Source organism: Mycolicibacterium holsaticum DSM 44478 = JCM 12374 (assembly GCF_019645835.1).
In the GTDB taxonomy this organism is placed as follows: domain Bacteria; phylum Actinomycetota; class Actinomycetes; order Mycobacteriales; family Mycobacteriaceae; genus Mycobacterium; species Mycobacterium holsaticum.
In genome coordinates this window covers 2,779,186-2,795,140 of the sequence record NZ_CP080998.1, presented here as the reverse complement: position 1 = coordinate 2,795,140, position 15,955 = coordinate 2,779,186, and the positions used below count along the sequence as shown (strand labels likewise).

The following is a 15,955-nucleotide window of genomic DNA, read 5'->3' as shown; positions in this document are numbered from 1 at the left end:
GAACATCGACCACAGCGACGCCGCGCTCATCGGCAGGAAGCCAGCCGAGTCGGTGTCCGTCGGCATCGAAGGCCGAGCTGACCCCGGACGTCGCGGCGTGCACCGCCGGATGACCAGTTTCCACCGCGTGTACGGCGACCACGCTCGCCAGCTGCGGCTGGGCCCGGCTGCCCTGGTACGTCGACGTCGCGCTCTGGTATGCCAGCAGGTCCGCGCCGAGATCCACCACCTGACGCGGTAGGTCGGAGAACAGCGCTTCGAAGCTGATCAGCGGTCCGACCGCAAGCCTGTCGGTGTGCAGCACCACCGGACCGTCGCCGCGACGCCGGTCTTCGGCCGCGGCCTGGGTGTGCCGGGTGGCCCAGCCGAAAAGTGACCGAAACGGCACGTATTCGCCGAACGGCACCAGCCGCGTCTTCGCGTACGTACCGCGGACACCGCCGGGCCCGATCAGCACCGCGGATTTGTAGATCCCGCCCGCTGCGGTGCGCGCGTCGACGTTGACCAGCAGGTCGGCGCCGACCCGGCCGGATAGTTCGGCGAGCCGGGCACTGACGTCGGGACGGCCGTCGAGGTCCACGCCGACGCTGCTCTCACCCCAGACGACCAGGTCAACGTGCTGGCCGGCGAGGCCCTCGGTCAGTGCCTCGCTGGCGCGCTGGCGGGCGGTCGCGTCGGTGATGTCGCCGGGCTGTACGAGCGCGACACGCACGGCCGGTTGGTCGGCGGCTGCCGGGCCGAGCCAGCACCACAGCGGGCCGACGGCCACCGCCGCTGCGAACAGCGCGGCCACCCGGATCGAGCGCAGCAGCACGGTCCCGACGATCGCGGTGTTGGCGGCGACCAGCAGGAAGCTGACCAGCCATACCCCGCCCACCGACGCCGGTGCCAACGTCGCGGGTGAATTCCACTGCGACGCGCCCAGCAGCGCCCACGGCCCGCCGAGGCGGTCCCACGACCGCGCGGCCTCGGCGATCACCCACGCGCAGGGCAGCACGACGACGGCGGCCAACACCCCGCGGACGTCGACCCGTCCGCTGAGCAATCGGTGCGCGGCCCACCCCCAGGGCAGCCACAGCGCGCCCAGCCCGGCGGCGAGCAGCACCAGCAGCGGGCCGGCGCTGGGCCACAGCCAGTACTGGGAGGTCAGCACGAAAGCGGCCATGCCCGCCCAGGCGCGCAGGGCGCCCTGACCGGCGGTCGGCGCTGCGCGCACCACCAGCAGCAGCGGGACCACACCGACCCACGCCAGCCACCACCACGACGGCGCTGGAAAGGCGAGGCCGAGCAGCGCGCCGGCAGGCAGCGCCGCGACGTGGCCCCGAACCGAACTCAGGTGCTGGATGCCTTGGCGATGCTCGCGATCGCCTGATCGAGGGTGGCGTTGAACTCCTGATCGCTCTGCTGGGCGCTGAGGCCTTCGGTCAGCGCGCGCGAGAAGCTCGCGATGACGCCGTTGTTGCGGGACAGCTTCTCGTTGGCCACCTCGCGGCTGTAGCCGCCGGAGAGCGCCACCACTCGCAGCACCTTGGGATGGTCGACGAGCTGCTGGTACAGGTTGTCCGTGTCGGGCAGCGTCAGCTTGAGCATGACCTTCTGATCGTCGCCGAGCTGGTTGACGCCCTCGAGCAGGGCGGCGTTGAGCTGCTCCTCAGCCTCGGCCTTCTTCGGGCTGTTGATGTCGACCTCGGGCTCGATGATGGGGACCAGGCCTTTGGCGAGCACCTGCTGACCGACCTCGAACTGCTGGGCCACCACGGCGTCCAGGCCCGCGCCGGGCAGCTTGATGACCGAACGCTCCTTGGTGCCGAAGATGCCCTTCGCCACGGCGCGGTCCAGCAGCTCGTCGAGACCGGGCATCGGCTTCATCACCTGCGCGCCGTCCTTCTCCTCGGCCAGGCCCTTGTCGATCTTGAGGAACGGCACGATGTTCTTGACGTTCCACAGGTAGTCCGCGGTCGGGCGGCCCTCGACGTCGCGGTCCATGGTCTTCTCGAACAGGATCGCGCCCATGATCCGGTCGCCGTCGAAGGCCGGGCTGGTGATGATGCGGGCGCGCATCTGATGCACCAGGTCGAACATCTCGTCTTCGCCGGAGTAGGAATCCTCCGAAATGCCGTACAGCTTCAGCGCCTTGGGGGTGCTGCCGCCGCTCTGGTCAAGTGCTGCGATGAATCCAGCGCCGCTGCGCGCCTTTTCCAACTGCTCGGTGTTCATCCGTATCTCCTCGCAACTCCGAAATCGCCATCGCGAATTTGGCTAGGTCGTGTCGCATCAGCCTAGGCCAATGCCGTCCTGACATGGTCCCGGGTCACAGGATGTGACCGCAGGTCACCAGCCGCGTTCGCGCCACTCACCCAGGTTCGGCCGCTCGGTGCCGAGCGTGGTGTCGTCGCCGTGGCCGGGATAGACGACCGTGGAATCGGCGTAGACGTCGAACACCCGGGTGCTCACGTCGTCGAGCAACTTCTCGAAGTCACCCTCCTGCCAGGTCTTGCCCACACCCCCGGGGAACAGGCAGTCGCCGGTGAACAGGTGGGTGGCCTCGGGGTCGGCGCCGACCAGCGCGAGCGCCACCGAACCCGGGGTGTGGCCCTGCAGGTGGATGACGTCGAAGGACAGGTCGCCGATCTCGATCGTGTCGCCGTGGTCGAGGATCCGGTCGGGCGGCACGGGCAGCGGATCGGCGTCGAGTTGGTGCGCGGCGGTCGGGACGCCAGTGACCTTGGCCACTTCCTCGAGCGCCTGCCAATGGTCGAAGTGCTGGTGGCTGGTCACGATCAGGGACAGCTTCGGCGCGTATTTCTCGATCAACTCGAGCAGGATCGGCGCATCGTTGGCGGCGTCGATGAGCAGCGTTTCCCCAGTGCGGGAACAGGTGATCAGGTAGGCGTTGTTGTCCATCGAGCCCACCGAGGCCTTGACGATCGTGGCGCCCGGCAGGGTGCGGCGTGCTGCGGTGCCCGGCTCGACGTGGCCGGTGTAGTTGTCGTCGACGGCGGTCATGCCCTCACGGTAACCGGCGGTGCAGCGGCTTGCCCGAAGAGTTGTCGGTGGCGGCACATAGCATGGCTTTTGAACTATGTCTTGGGAGGAACCGGGTGGCTGACCGCCTGATCGTCAAGGGTGCGCGCGAACACAACCTACGCAGTGTTGATCTTGATTTACCGCGCGATGCCCTCATCGTCTTCACCGGGTTGTCCGGGTCGGGCAAGTCGTCGCTGGCCTTCGACACGATCTTCGCCGAGGGCCAGCGCCGCTACGTCGAGTCGCTGTCGGCCTACGCCCGCCAGTTCCTCGGCCAGATGGACAAACCCGACGTCGACTTCATCGAAGGCCTGTCGCCCGCGGTGTCCATCGACCAGAAGTCGACCAACCGCAACCCGCGCTCGACGGTCGGCACCATCACCGAGGTGTACGACTACCTGCGCCTGCTGTATGCCCGCGCAGGCACTCCGCACTGCCCGGTGTGCGGTGCGCGTATCGCCCGCCAGACCCCACAGCAGATCGTCGACCAAGTACTCGCCATGGACGAGGGACTGCGCTTCCAGGTGCTCGCCCCGGTGGTGCGCACCCGCAAGGGCGAGTTCGTCGACCTGTTCGACAAGCTCAACAGCCAGGGCTACAGCCGGGTGCGGGTCGACGGCGTGGTGTATCCGCTCACCGAACCACCCAAGCTGAAAAAGCAGGAGAAGCACGACATCGAGGTCGTCGTCGACCGGCTCACCGTGAAGGCCACCGCCAAGCAGCGGCTGACCGATTCGGTGGAGACCGCGCTGAACCTGGCCGACGGCATCGTGGTGCTCGATTTCGTCGACCGTGAAGACGACCACCCGCATCGTGAACAACGGTTCTCCGAGAAGCTGGCCTGCCCCAACGGCCACCCGCTGGCCGTCGACGACCTTGAGCCCCGGTCGTTCTCGTTCAACTCGCCCTACGGCGCCTGCCCGGAGTGCGTGGGGCTGGGCATCCGCAAGGAGGTCGATCCCGACCTCGTCATCCCGGATCCGGAGCTGACACTGGCCGAGGGCGCGATCGCGCCGTGGTCGATGGGGCAGACGGCCGAGTACTTCACCAGGATGCTCTCCGGTCTCGGCGACGCGCTCGGTTTCGACGTCGACACCCCGTGGAAGAAGCTTCCGGCCAAGGCGCGCAGAGCGATCCTCGAAGGCTGCGACGAGCAGGTGCACGTGCGGTACAAGAACCGCTACGGCCGAACCCGTTCGTACTACGCCGATTTCGAAGGCGTGATGGCGTTTCTGCAGCGCCGCATGGAGCAGACCGACTCGGAGCTGATGAAGGAACGCTACGAAGGCTTCATGCGCGACGTGCCCTGCCCGGAATGCCAAGGCACCCGGCTCAAGCCGGAGATCCTCGCCGTGACGATGGCGGCGGGGAAGTTCGGTGAGAAGTCGATCGCCGACGTGGCCGAACTGTCGATCGCCGACTGCGCGGAGTTCCTCAACGCGTTGACGCTCGGCGCGCGCGAACAGGCCATCGCGGGCCAGGTGCTCAAGGAGATCCAGTCTCGGCTCGGCTTCCTGCTCGACGTCGGGTTGGACTACCTGTCGCTGTCGCGGGCCGCGGCCACGCTGTCCGGCGGTGAGGCACAACGGATTCGGCTGGCCACCCAGATCGGGTCGGGGCTGGTCGGGGTGCTGTACGTGCTCGACGAGCCGTCGATCGGGCTGCACCAGCGCGACAACCGCAGGCTGATCGACACGCTGATCCGGCTGCGGGATCTGGGCAACACGCTGATCGTCGTGGAACACGACCTCGACACCATCGCCCACGCCGACTGGGTCGTCGACATCGGGCCCGCCGCCGGTGAGCACGGCGGCCAGATCGTGCACAGCGGCCCGTACGACGACCTGGTGAAGAACCCGGAATCGCTGACCGGCGCCTACCTTTCGGGCAAGGAAGAGATCGAGGTGCCGGCGATCCGGCGCCCGATCGACAAGAAGCGTCAACTCACCGTCGTCGGCGCACGCGAACACAACCTGTGCGAAATCGACGTCGCGTTCCCGCTCGGCGTGCTGACCTCGGTCACCGGCGTCTCGGGCTCCGGTAAGTCGACGCTGGTCAACGACATCCTGGCATCGGTGCTGGCCAACAAGCTCAACGGCGCCCGGCAGGTGCCCGGCAGGCACACACGGGTGACCGGCCTGGACAAGGTCGACAAGCTGGTCCGCGTCGACCAGTCGCCGATCGGCCGCACCCCGCGGTCCAACCCGGCGACTTACACCGGGGTGTTCGACAAGATCCGCACCCTGTTCGCGGCCACCACCGAAGCCAAGGTGCGCGGCTATCAGCCGGGCCGGTTCTCGTTCAACGTCAAAGGCGGTCGCTGCGAGGCGTGTTCGGGCGACGGCACGATCAAGATCGAGATGAACTTCCTGCCCGACGTGTACGTGCCATGCGAGGTCTGCCACGGCGCCCGCTACAACCGCGAGACGCTCGAGGTGCACTACAAGGGCAAGACCATCGCCGAGGTGCTCGACATGTCCATCGAGGTCGCCGCCGAGTTCTTCGCGCCGATCACCTCGATCCACCGGTACCTGCAGACGTTGGTGGACGTCGGGCTGGGCTACGTCCGGCTCGGGCAGCCCGCGCCGACGCTGTCCGGCGGGGAGGCGCAACGCGTCAAGCTGGCCTCCGAACTGCAGAAGCGGTCGACGGGCCGCACGGTGTACATCCTCGACGAGCCGACCACCGGCCTGCACTTCGAGGACATCCGCAAGCTGCTCAAGGTGATCAACGGCCTGGTCGACAAGGGCAACTCGGTCATCGTCATCGAGCACAACCTCGACGTGATCAAGACCTCCGACTGGATCATCGACATGGGCCCCGAGGGCGGGGCGGGCGGAGGCACGGTGGTGGCCACCGGCACACCCGAGGACGTCGCCGCCGATCCGGGCAGCTATACCGGCCACTTTCTCGCCGAATGCCTTGGCGTGCCGCGGCCCGCGCCGAAGAAACGCAAGCGCCCCAAGGTCAGCGCCTAGCTGCTGCGGCGAGCCTGCGGTTTCGACAGGGGAGAGGGAAACCGCGGGCTGATCCGGACACCGTCGAGCCAGTCGGTCAGCTCGTCGGCGCGTTGCTGCAGCGCCGTGCGGGCCGCACGGCCGACGTCCTCGAGAAGCCGCACCTCGACCCGGCCGTCGGCGTCCTGAACCCAGCCGCCGACGATCCTGCCGTCGCACCAGGCGGTGGGTCCGCCGTTGCCGTTTCCGTCGAACACCTGGCCGCGGTGTGCTCCCAGGTACCAGTCGCGGTCGAACCAGCCCATCGTGGTGATGTCCAGGCCGGGCAGCAACGCGCACCACGGCCCGGGTTCGGGTTCGGGTTCGAGGTCGCCGGGCAGCACATAGCCGGGGGCGCCGTCGAGGTCGACCTCGACGGCCTCGAGATCGCGCAACGCCCGGCGCGCCCAGGTCAGGGTGTTGCCGAACCACCACTTGATGTCGGTGGCGGTGGCCGGGCCGAAGGTGCGCAGCCATCGGCGAACCAGTTGCGCGCGGGCCGCATCGGCGTCGACGGTGTCGCTGACGCTCACCCAGTGCGCAGTCGGCGTCCAGCGCGGGCGCGAGGTCGTCCACCCGCCGTCGTTCGGCCCGCGCATAATGTGTCCCCGCACCGCCAGGACAGTCAGAATCCTTGGCGCCAAAGGAGTTTCACCACCCCACCGCTTGCCCGGCGCCGGGTCGTGGGTGCCTGCCAGTTCCGGCAGGGCGGCACGCAGCTCCTTGGCGCTGGTCGGCCCGTTCTCGGCCAGGTGCCGCAGCACCGCCGCGCAGGCGGCGTCGAGCCAGGCTTCGCCGTCGGTGCACAGACCGGCCTTGACGGCGTCGGCGACGAGCCGGCGTGCTTCGTTGTCGGCGACCCGGTCGCTGGCCGCCGACTGGATCAGCGGCAGGTCCGCGCTCCGCACCGCCCACAGCGTCCGGCGCATCGCCAGATGCTTGACCAGGCCGCGCCGGTCGTAGAACTCGGCGCCGACGTCGGCCACCGTGATACCGGGCACCCGCGCCCACAGCGACAGGTACGGCGTCGCCGGATCGGTGGCATGCAGCCCGACGGCGTGCCCGGCGACGGTCTCGGCCGAGTCGGCGGGCCCGGCGAGAAAGTGGCGTCGCGCGAGCCGGGCGCGGCGCTCGGCAACGGAAAATGATCGCATCGTTCGACTACGTCGCGTCGTCGTCCTTCATCGACTCGCGGATGGCGGCCAACCGTTCGGCCGCGGCGCGTTGACGTTTCTCGTACTGCTCCTCGACGCTGCGCCCTTCCGGTGTCTCGCCGGCCAGCTCGGACGCGCCGATCGCAGTGCCGTAACGGGTCTCGATCTTCTCGCGTACCGACTCGAAGGTCGGCACCCCGCTCGGGGTGTAGCCGATCTCGGTGGGATCAGCAGCCGGAGGCGTCGGCGTGGGCTCGACAAGTTCGGCGTCGATGGCGGTTTGCGGCTCGGCGTCGGGTTCGTCGGGTTCCTCCGGCATAACGCCACGCTAGCGCGGGAGGCCGCGGGGAACTAGCGCGGTTTGGCCAACGGGAACGGCAACGTCTCGCGGATGCTGCGTCCCGTGATCAACATGACGACGCGGTCCACCCCCATGCCGAGCCCACCGGTGGGCGGCATCGCGTACTCCATGGCCTGCAGGAAGTCCTCGTCGAGCTCCATCGCCTCGGGGTCGCCGCCGGCCGCCAGCAGCGACTGCTCCTGTAGGCGCCTGCGCTGCTCGACCGGATCGGTCAACTCGCTGTAGGCGGTGCCCAGCTCGACGCCCCACGCCACCAGGTCCCACCGTTCGGCGACGCCGGGGATGCTGCGGTGCGGCCGGGTCAGCGGCGACACCGAGGTCGGGAAATCCTTGTAGAACGTGGGCTCTTCGGTGCGGTCTTCGACGAGCCGCTCGTAGAGCTCCAGCACCACCGCACCGGCGTCCCAGTGGGTCAGGTAGGGGATGTCGGCGGCGTCGCACAGTTTGCGCAGCGCCGCCAGGTCGGTGTCGGGTCCGACGTGTTCGCCCAGGGCCTCCGACACCGCGTCGTGCACGGTCTTAATCGTCCACTTCCCGGAGATGTCGACGGGCTCCAGCGTCCCGTCGTCGCGGGGCCGCAGGAACACGTGCGCACCGTTGGCCGCCTGCGCGGCGTTCTGGATCAGCTCCCGGCAACCGTCGATCCAGACGTCATAGTCGGCGTGCGCCTGATACGCCTCCAGCAGCGTGAACTCGGGGTTGTGGCTGAAGTCGACGCCCTCGTTGCGGAACGCGCGGCCCAACTCGAACACGCGCTCGACACCGCCAACGCATAGCCGTTTGAGATAGAGCTCCGGTGCGATGCGCAGGTACAGGTCCAGGTCGTAGGCGTTGATGTGGGTGAGGAACGGTCGAGCGTTCGCGCCGCCGTGGATCTGCTGCAGGATCGGCGTCTCGACCTCCAAAAACCCCTTGCCCACCAGGGTTTCGCGAATCGCGCGCAGGACCGCGCTGCGCGCCCGGATCAGGTCGCGGGCCTCGTTGTTGATCGCCAGGTCGACGTAGCGGGCGCGCACCCGGGCCTCCTGGTCGGTCAGGCCCTTCCATTTGTCGGGCAGCGGCCGCAGGCACTTGCCGGTCAGCCGCCAGCCGTGCACGAGCAGCGAGCGGGTGCCTTTCTTGCTGTAGCCCATCGTGCCGTTCACCGCGATGAGGTCACCCAGATCGATCGCGTGGGTGAAGTCGGCCGTCGTGCCCGCGTCGAGCAGCGAATTGTCCAGCAGCAGTTGGATGTCGGCGGACCAGTCACGTAGCTGGGCGAAGAGCACGCCGCCGTAGTCACGGATCCGCAGCACCCGGCCCGCGACGCTGACGGTGGTGTCGTCGGGCGCCTCGAGCGCGGCGGCGACGGTGTGGCTGGGCGGCTTGCCGACCGGATACGCGTCGACCCCGCTGTCCTGCAGCGCCTTGAGCTTGGCCAGCCGGACCCGCACCTGTTCGGGCAGCCGGGCCCCCTCGCCGTTCTCCGGCAGGTCGGCCTGCAGTTCGTCGACGTCGGGGGCGCTGCCGTCCCGGTTCAGCAGCCCCGAATCCAACAGGCTCTGCGGGGCGGCGATGTGATGGCCGGTGTGCGGTTGTTCGTGGCGGCGCGAAAACGGCAGCACGAGAAAGCCTTCTGCGATCACCGACGCGACGCCGACGCGCGGCACCAGGCGGGCGTCCTCGTAACAGGCGTACCGCGGCACCCATTGTGGTTGGTACTTCATGTTCGACCGGTACAGCGTCTCGAGCTGCCACCACCGCGAGAAGAACACCAGCAGCCACCGCCACAGCCGCGCGATCGGCCCGGCGCCGAGCTGCGCGCCCTGCTCGAACGCCGAACGGAACATCGCGAAGTTCAGCGAAATACGCGTCACACCAACGGTTTCAGCCTGCATGCACAGTTCGCTGACCATCAGCTCGATGGTGCCGTTGGGGGATTGGGGTGAGCGGCGCATCAGGTCCAGCGAGACACCGTTGGTGCCCCACGGCACCAACGACAGCATCGCGACCACGGCATCACCCTGGACCGCCTCCACCAGCAGGCAGTCGCCGTCGGCCGGGTCGCCCAGCCGGCCCAGCGCCATCGAGAAGCCGCGTTCGTCGTCGGTGTCGCGCCAGGCGTCGGCACGCTCGATCACCAGGGCCATCTCGTCGGCGTCGATGTCGCGGTGCCGCCGAATCCGCACGCTGACCCCGGCGCGGCGGGCGCGGGTCACCGCCTGGCGCACCGCCCGCATGTCGGGTCCCGACAGCCGGAAGTCGTCGGGGTGCAGGATGGCCTCGTCGCCGAGTTGAAGTGCGTTGAGGCCGGCCTCGCGGAATGCCTCGGCCCCTGCGGAACTGGCGCCCATCACACCGGGCGCCCAGCCGTACGTCTCGCACAGCTGCAACCACGCGGCGATCGCGGCGGGCCACGACTTGGGGTCGCCGACCGGGTCGCCGCTGGCCAGGCAGACGCCGACCTCGACGCGGTAGGTGACGGCGGCCCGGCCGTTGGCGGCGAACACGACGGCCTTGTCCCGGCGGGTGGCGAAGTACCCGAGCGAGTCGTTCTTGCCGAACAGTTCGAGCAGCCCGCGGATCGCCGACTCGTCCTCACCGGTGAGCGCGTTCTCGGCACGCTGCGATTGGAACAGCACGACGGCCGCCACCATCAACGCCAGCGCACCGAACAGGCCGAGCAGCGCGTCGACGAACATGTGCGGATGCCCGGCGAAGTTGGCCGCGTCCGCCCCGGCGAACGCGCTGACCCGGTTCAGCGCGTACCAGAACCGGTCCTCGCGGGCCAGCGTTCCTGGGGACAGTTCGAGCAGCCCCCAGCCGACGAGCGTGCCGATCGCCATGCCGACGACCAGGGTGGCCGCCGCCTTCACCAGCGCGCCGCGGCGGACCTTCGCCCAGAACTCGCGGCGGGCCAGCACCAGGAACAGGATCGCGGCGATATGGAAGAGCAGCCCGATGACCTCGCCGATCTCCTCCATCACCGTCTCGTCGCCGGTGATCAGGTCGGCGATGTTCCACCCGCTGGCGGCCACCAGGTAGCCGACCAGGATCCACCACGCGATGTGTTTGCGGGCCGCCAGCGCCGCAGCCAGCAGTGCCAGCACGAACGCCCAGGCGAAGCTGGTGTCGGGGAAGTTGAAGATGTACTCGTTGACGAACTCACGCGGCACCCGGATCAGCGCCCGGATCCCCGGGGACACGCTGGCGATCAACGAAAGGGTGGCGATGACGCCGACGGTCCAGCCGGCCGCGGCGGGCACCCACCGGTACCGGGAGGTCGAGCGGGCGGCGGTGGGGCTAGCGACCGTCATAGGCCGGGAGAATATGCGCTCGACCTGTCAATTTCGTGCGACTCGCTACCACACCGGGCCGGTGTATTTCTCGCCCGGACCGTGCCCGGGTTCCTCGGGGGCGGCGCTGGATTCCCGGAAGGCCAACTGCAGGGTCTTCAGCCCGTCGCGGATCGGCCCGGCGTGCGGCCCGAGGTACTCCGCCGACGCGGTGACCAGCCCGGCCAGCGCGGTGATCAGCCGGCGCGCCTCGTCGAGGTCGCGGTGCGGGCTGTCGTGAGGATCTTCGGCGGACAGCCCGAGTTTCTCGGCCGCCGCGCTCATCAGCATGACCGCCGAGCGGGTGATCACCTCCACCGCGGGGATCTCGGCCAACTCGCGAACCGGAACGGGCGGAGTGTCAGGAAGCTCGGTCATCCCTGCTAGACTGGCATACGCGACCGTCCCGGCACACGCCAGGGACAGCAAGTGGAGTCCCTCTCCCACCGTTGGCCTCGGAGACTATCCGAAGGCTCAGCGGTCCGGTCAGGCGTTTACCGACGCCTGTTCTGGTCGGCATCGGGCCCTGCTTTGAGCAGGGCTTTTTCGCTGATGGGGCCGGGTCTCCTCGATGACAACATAGGAGGGCCCATCAGCACTGAGACCCGCGTCAACGAGCGCATTCGAGTACCTGAAGTCCGCCTGATCGGACCAGGTGGCGAGCAAGTAGGCATTGTGCGCATCGAAGACGCCCTCCGCGTCGCCGCGGACGCCGATCTCGACCTTGTCGAAGTTGCCCCGAACGCCAGGCCTCCGGTCTGCAAGATCATGGACTACGGCAAGTACAAGTACGAGACGGCCCAGAAGGCGCGCGAGTCTCGCAAGAATCAGCAGCAGACCGTCGTCAAGGAACAGAAGCTCCGTCCCAAGATCGACGACCACGACTACGAGACCAAGAAGGGCCATGTGGTGCGCTTCCTGGAAGCCGGGTCGAAAGTCAAGGTGACGATCATGTTCCGCGGACGTGAGCAGTCGCGGCCCGAACTGGGCTACCGGCTGTTGCAGCGGCTGGGCGCCGACGTCGCCGATTACGGCTACGTCGAGACGTCGGCCAAGCAGGACGGCCGCAACATGACGATGGTGCTGGCTCCGCATCGCGGCGCGAAGACTCGCGCCAAGGCGGCACACGATGCGGATGCACCGCCGGCGCAGCGCGCCAGCAGTGAAGCACAGACCGAGCAACAACAGAACTGAGGACACATGCCCAAGGCGAAGACCCACAGCGGCGCTTCGAAGCGGTTCCGGCGCACCGGAACCGGAAAGATCGTGCGCCAGAAGGCCAACCGTCGACACCTGCTCGAGCACAAGCCGTCTACTCGCACCCGCCGGCTGGCAGGCCGCACCGAGGTGTCAGCGAACGACAAGAGCCGCATCAAGAAGCTGCTCAACGGCTGACCAAGCCCGACACCCGTACGACCTGAACGAATAGGAACACTCTCATGGCACGCGTAAAGCGCGCAGTCAACGCCCAGAAGAAGCGGCGGACGATCCTCAAGGCATCCAAGGGTTACCGCGGTCAGCGCTCCCGGCTGTACCGCAAGGCCAAAGAGCAGCAACTGCATTCGCTGAACTATGCCTACCGTGACCGGCGCGCCCGCAAGGGCGAGTTCCGCAAGCTGTGGATCTCACGGATCAACGCCGCGGCCCGCGCCAACGACATCACCTACAACCGGCTGATCCAGGGGCTCAAGGCCGCCGGGGTCGAGGTCGACCGCAAGAACCTCGCCGAGATCGCGGTCAGCGATCCGGCCGCGTTCGCCGCGCTGGTGGAGGTCGCCAGGGCGGCGCTGCCCAGTGATGTGAACGAGCCCTCCGGAGAGGCCGCCTGACGCTCACCGAGCGTTCCGCTCGGGTGGCGGCCGCGGTCAAGCTGCACCGCCAGGTCGCACGACGCCGCGCCGCGCGTTTCCTCGCTGAGGGACCCAACCTCGTCGAGGCAGCGCTGCGGCGCGGACTCGTATCCGAGGTCTTCGTCACCGAATCGGCGATGGAGCGGTTCGGCGCCCTGCTCGCCGCGGTGCCGGCCGACGTTTCCGTGCATGAAGTCTCCGAGCGCGCCGCGAAAGTGTTGTCGGACACCGTGACCCCGGTCGGTTTGGTCGCGGTGTGCGTGATGCCGCAGACGACGCTTGACGAGGTGCTCGTGGCAGCGCGGCTGGTGGCGGTCGCGGTCGGCATCTCCGAACCGGGTAACGCAGGCACGCTGATCCGCATCGCCGATGCGATGGGCGCCGACGCGGTGGTGCTGACCGATAACAGCGTCGATCCGTTCAACGGCAAGTGCCTGCGCGCGTCGGCGGGCAGCATCTTCTCGGTCCCGGTGGTGTCCGAGGCTGACCCGGTGTCGGTGCTGAAGTCGTTGCAGGAAGCCGGATTACAGGTACTGGCCACCACGCTTGACGGCGGCACGTCGCTTGAGGACCCCGACCTGCAGGCCGGCCTTTCGGGTCCCACGGCGTGGCTGTTCGGCCCCGAGGCGCACGGTCTGCCCGCCCGGTTGGCGGCGTCGGCCACGCATCGGGTGCGGATTCCGATGCCGGGCAACGCCGAAAGCCTCAACGTGGCCGCGGCTGCGGCGATCTGCCTGTACGCCAGCGCGCGTGCCCGTCGCTAAGCGTCGCTGAGCAGGCCCCTGGCCACGTGGGTGATCTGCACCTCGTTGCTGCCCGCGTAGATCATCAGCGATTTGGCGTCGCGGGCCAACTGCTCGACCCGGTACTCGGTCATGTAGCCGTTGCCGCCGAACAGCTGCACGGCGTCCATCGCGACATCGGTTGCGGCCTGCGAGCAGTACCACTTGATCGCCGAGGCCTCCGACAGCGAGATCTGATGGCCGCTCTGGCCCGCTTCGATCACCCGGAACAGCATGTTGCGCACGTTCATCCGGGCCACTTCCATGTTGGCCAGCTTGAGTTGGATGAGCTGGAACTGCGCGATCTCCTGGCCCCACAGCTTGCGGGTCTTGGCGTACTCCACGCACAGCCGCAGGCATTCCTCGATGACGCCCAACGCCATCGCGGCAACGCCGATGCGCTCGGCCGAGAAGTTCGACCGTGCGCTGGCGCGCCCGTCGGAAGCACCGCTGGCCCCATCTCCTTCGGTCTCACCGAGCAGCCGGTCGGGACCGAGGCGGACGTTGTTGAAGAACAGCTCACCGGTGCGCGAGGAGTGAATGCCCATCTTGCGGAACGGCTTTGACTGCACAAAGCCCTCCATACCGCGGTCCAGCACGAAGGTCAGCACCTTGCGGTCGCGCTTGTCGACACCGGGTTCGTCGAGCTTGGCGTACACCACCACCACGTCGGCGTCGGGCCCGTTGGTGATGAACGTCTTCTGCCCGTTGAGGATGTAATCCTCGCCGTCGCGGGTGACATAGGACTTCATGCCGCCGAACGCATCAGAACCCGAATCGGGTTCGGTGATGGCCCACGCGCCGACCTTCTCGTAGGTGACCAGCTCGGGCAGCCAGCGTTCCTGCTGGGCCAGGGTGCCGCGGCTCATGATCGTGGGCACCGTCAGGCCGAGGCTGACCCCCATGCCGGTGACGACGCCCATGCACACCCGGCACAGTTCGCTGACCACGACGAACCCCATACCACCGGAACCGCCGAGCACGCTGCCGCCGCCGGATTCCCCGGCGGACTCGCCGCCTTCACGCAGCCGCGCCAGTCGCTTGTCGAGCGATTCGCGGGCCATGTCGGCGATGCCGAACGTGGTGAACAGCTTGCGGATGATGGGGTAGGGCTCCATCTCGCCGCTTTCCAGCGCGTCGACGTGGGGACGAATCTCCTTGTCTACGAACTCACGTACGGCATCCCGGACGGCGAGGTCGACGTCAGACCATTCGAGCATGCCGTCATGCTGCCTTACCGGATTTTTCCCCACGCCCCCGGGCCGGTCGGGCCAGACCCGCCAGCGAGAACGTGGTATGTACCAGCGAGCCCGCCCGGTCCAGCAGCGATTTGCGCTGCGGTACGTAGTGCATCGGCAGATCACGGCGGTCCCGCGGCGGCGCCATGAAGCCGGGCGCCTCGACCAGCGGCGCGTCGGGGGGCAGCTTGCCCTGGGCGCGCCGGTAGGCGGCCAACGCGCGCGGGTGCAGCCGGATTTCGTCGGGCACCGCCACGAACGCGAACTCGACGAGCTTGCCGAACAGTCGCAGCAGCACCTCGTCGCCGGGGGTCCAGCGCATCCCGGCCTTCTCGCGCAGCGCTTCGTCGAACAACCCGGCCGCGATCCAGCGCTGCGCGCCGACCATCGGTTTGAAGATCTGATCCCACACCGGGGTCGGCATCAGGACGAACCACGGCTTGGGGATGCGGATCGTGAAGATGTCCAGGGTGGCGCGGTTGATCTCCAGTTCGTCCTGGCATTTGGCCTCCCAGTACACCTGGAAGTCCTCCCAGGTCTGGGGGACCGGGCGCATGCTCATCCCGTACATCCGGTACCACTGCACGTGCTCGTCGAACAGCTGGCGTTTCTCGGCCTCGGTGAGCCCGCCGCAGAAGTACTCCGCGGTCTTGATGATGAGCATGAAGAACGTGGCGTGCGCCCAGTAGAACGTCTCGGGGTTCAGCGCGTGATAGCGGCGGCCTTTGGCGTCGACGCCTTTGATGGAGTGGTGGTAGCTCTTGATCTGGGCGCCGGTCTGGGCGGCGCGGTCGCCGTCGTAGACCACGCCCATGATCGGGTACACCGAGCGGGCGACGCGCTGAAGCGGCTCGCGCAGCAGCACCGAATGGTCCTCGACGCCGGCCCCGAGTTCGGGGTACATGTTCTGGATCGCGCCGATCCACACCCCGAGCATTCCGGTGCGCAGGTCACCGAAGTACTTCCACGTCAGCGAATCGGCTCCGAGGGGGTCGGCGGGGTCGACCGCCCGCGCGGCGTCCGTCGTGGTGGTCGTCGTCCCGGTCATAGCTGCCCTCGCTGAGAATCCAGTACCCACGGTTTCACCATCACGATAAGCTTGACAACGGGTGTTGTCTACGATTTGCCGGGCGCGTCGAGCAAGGTGTTATCCACCGGCTACTGATGCGCCACACGGGCGTGATCAGTGCGGTTGCCGTGGCGGTCGGGTGCCGCGGTGGTTGGCGTCGCTTC

Annotated in this window: 13 protein-coding genes and 1 pseudogene; 5 read left to right on the top strand and 9 right to left on the bottom strand. The window is 68.1% G+C overall.

Features of this window, described 5'->3' with window-relative positions:
* Window positions 1–49 precede the first annotated feature (49 nt).
* The 3 genes and pseudogenes from lnt to K3U96_RS13470 all read right to left on the bottom strand — a co-directional run.
* Window positions 50–1,252 (bottom strand): annotated as a pseudogene (gene lnt / locus K3U96_RS13480) (apolipoprotein N-acyltransferase); the annotation flags it as partial.
* A gap of 80 nt (window positions 1,253–1,332) precedes the next feature.
* On the bottom strand, window positions 1,333–2,217 hold the full coding sequence (locus K3U96_RS13475) for a fructose bisphosphate aldolase (protein ID WP_069407008.1): 885 nt from the start codon (window positions 2,215–2,217) through the stop codon (window positions 1,333–1,335).
* Between the two features lie 114 nt (window positions 2,218–2,331).
* Window positions 2,332–3,006 carry an MBL fold metallo-hydrolase gene (locus K3U96_RS13470; protein WP_220693316.1) on the bottom strand — a complete coding sequence of 225 codons (675 nt, stop codon included), beginning with the start codon at window positions 3,004–3,006 and terminating at the stop codon, window positions 2,332–2,334.
* A gap of 95 nt (window positions 3,007–3,101) precedes the next feature.
* On the opposite strand from K3U96_RS13470, the gene uvrA reads away from it, so the two are divergent.
* Window positions 3,102–6,005: an excinuclease ABC subunit UvrA gene (gene uvrA, locus K3U96_RS13465; RefSeq protein WP_220693315.1), complete on the top strand. Its 2,904-nt coding sequence runs from the start codon at window positions 3,102–3,104 to the stop codon at window positions 6,003–6,005.
* Here uvrA and K3U96_RS13460 read toward each other — a convergent pair.
* The 4 genes from K3U96_RS13460 to K3U96_RS13445 are packed head-to-tail and all read right to left on the bottom strand — an operon-like array spanning window position 6,002 to window position 11,230.
* Window positions 6,002–7,177 carry a winged helix DNA-binding domain-containing protein gene (locus tag K3U96_RS13460; protein ID WP_220693314.1) on the bottom strand — a complete coding sequence of 392 codons (1,176 nt, stop codon included), beginning with the start codon at window positions 7,175–7,177 and terminating at the stop codon, window positions 6,002–6,004. The genes uvrA and K3U96_RS13460 overlap by 4 nt on opposite strands.
* A 7-nt stretch (window positions 7,178–7,184) precedes the next feature.
* A complete protein-coding gene (locus tag K3U96_RS13455) occupies window positions 7,185–7,496 on the bottom strand; it encodes a hypothetical protein (RefSeq protein ID WP_230982450.1) in 312 nt (103 codons plus the stop codon).
* A 32-nt stretch (window positions 7,497–7,528) separates the two neighbouring features.
* The gene (gene lysX, locus K3U96_RS13450) at window positions 7,529–10,834 is read right to left on the bottom strand and encodes a bifunctional lysylphosphatidylglycerol synthetase/lysine--tRNA ligase LysX (RefSeq protein ID WP_220693313.1); all 3,306 of its coding nucleotides are present in this window, start codon (window positions 10,832–10,834) and stop codon (window positions 7,529–7,531) included.
* A 45-nt stretch (window positions 10,835–10,879) separates the two neighbouring features.
* Window positions 10,880–11,230: a DUF1844 domain-containing protein gene (locus tag K3U96_RS13445; protein WP_220693312.1), complete on the bottom strand. Its 351-nt coding sequence runs from the start codon at window positions 11,228–11,230 to the stop codon at window positions 10,880–10,882.
* 174 nt (window positions 11,231–11,404) lie between these two features.
* On the opposite strand from K3U96_RS13445, the gene infC reads away from it, so the two are divergent.
* The 4 genes from infC to K3U96_RS13425 are packed head-to-tail and all read left to right on the top strand — an operon-like array spanning window position 11,405 to window position 13,466.
* Entirely contained in the window at window positions 11,405–12,046 is a 642-nt protein-coding gene (gene infC / locus K3U96_RS13440) for a translation initiation factor IF-3 (protein WP_220693519.1), read from the top strand.
* A gap of 6 nt (window positions 12,047–12,052) precedes the next feature.
* The gene (gene rpmI / locus K3U96_RS13435; RefSeq protein WP_046753174.1) at window positions 12,053–12,247 is read left to right on the top strand and encodes a 50S ribosomal protein L35; all 195 of its coding nucleotides are present in this window, start codon (window positions 12,053–12,055) and stop codon (window positions 12,245–12,247) included.
* 44 nt (window positions 12,248–12,291) lie between these two features.
* On the top strand, window positions 12,292–12,681 hold the full coding sequence (rplT, locus tag K3U96_RS13430) for a 50S ribosomal protein L20 (RefSeq protein ID WP_069407101.1): 390 nt from the start codon (window positions 12,292–12,294) through the stop codon (window positions 12,679–12,681).
* A 23-nt stretch (window positions 12,682–12,704) separates the two neighbouring features.
* Complete coding sequence (locus tag K3U96_RS13425) at window positions 12,705–13,466, top strand: TrmH family RNA methyltransferase (RefSeq protein WP_220693311.1); 762 nt, start codon at window positions 12,705–12,707, stop codon at window positions 13,464–13,466.
* Here the strand turns inward: K3U96_RS13425 and K3U96_RS13420 are convergent.
* Window positions 13,463–14,704 (bottom strand): acyl-CoA dehydrogenase family protein, encoded by a 1,242-nt coding sequence (locus K3U96_RS13420; RefSeq protein ID WP_220693310.1) that lies wholly within the window; start codon window positions 14,702–14,704, stop codon window positions 13,463–13,465. The genes K3U96_RS13425 and K3U96_RS13420 overlap by 4 nt on opposite strands.
* Before the next feature lie 4 nt (window positions 14,705–14,708).
* Window positions 14,709–15,770 (bottom strand): oxygenase MpaB family protein, encoded by a 1,062-nt coding sequence (locus K3U96_RS13415; RefSeq protein ID WP_069407098.1) that lies wholly within the window; start codon window positions 15,768–15,770, stop codon window positions 14,709–14,711.
* Between the last annotated feature and the right edge of the window lie 185 nt (window positions 15,771–15,955).

What these genes read in the sequence shown, in the direction of transcription:
- K3U96_RS13475 (WP_069407008.1), bottom strand. Translation starts at nt 2,217, where the DNA reads ATGAACACCGAGCAGTTGGAAAAGGCGCGCAGCGGCGCTGGATTCATC.
- K3U96_RS13470 (WP_220693316.1), bottom strand. Translation starts at nt 3,006, where the DNA reads ATGACCGCCGTCGACGACAACTACACCGGCCACGTCGAGCCGGGCACC.
- K3U96_RS13460 (WP_220693314.1), bottom strand. Translation starts at nt 7,177, where the DNA reads ATGCGATCATTTTCCGTTGCCGAGCGCCGCGCCCGGCTCGCGCGACGC.
- K3U96_RS13455 (WP_230982450.1), bottom strand. Translation starts at nt 7,496, where the DNA reads ATGCCGGAGGAACCCGACGAACCCGACGCCGAGCCGCAAACCGCCATC.
- lysX (WP_220693313.1), bottom strand. Translation starts at nt 10,834, where the DNA reads ATGACGGTCGCTAGCCCCACCGCCGCCCGCTCGACCTCCCGGTACCGG.
- K3U96_RS13445 (WP_220693312.1), bottom strand. Translation starts at nt 11,230, where the DNA reads ATGACCGAGCTTCCTGACACTCCGCCCGTTCCGGTTCGCGAGTTGGCC.
- infC (WP_220693519.1), top strand. Translation starts at nt 11,405, where the DNA reads ATGGGGCCGGGTCTCCTCGATGACAACATAGGAGGGCCCATCAGCACT.
- rpmI (WP_046753174.1), top strand. Translation starts at nt 12,053, where the DNA reads ATGCCCAAGGCGAAGACCCACAGCGGCGCTTCGAAGCGGTTCCGGCGC.
- rplT (WP_069407101.1), top strand. Translation starts at nt 12,292, where the DNA reads ATGGCACGCGTAAAGCGCGCAGTCAACGCCCAGAAGAAGCGGCGGACG.
- K3U96_RS13420 (WP_220693310.1), bottom strand. Translation starts at nt 14,704, where the DNA reads ATGCTCGAATGGTCTGACGTCGACCTCGCCGTCCGGGATGCCGTACGT.
- K3U96_RS13415 (WP_069407098.1), bottom strand. Translation starts at nt 15,770, where the DNA reads ATGACCGGGACGACGACCACCACGACGGACGCCGCGCGGGCGGTCGAC.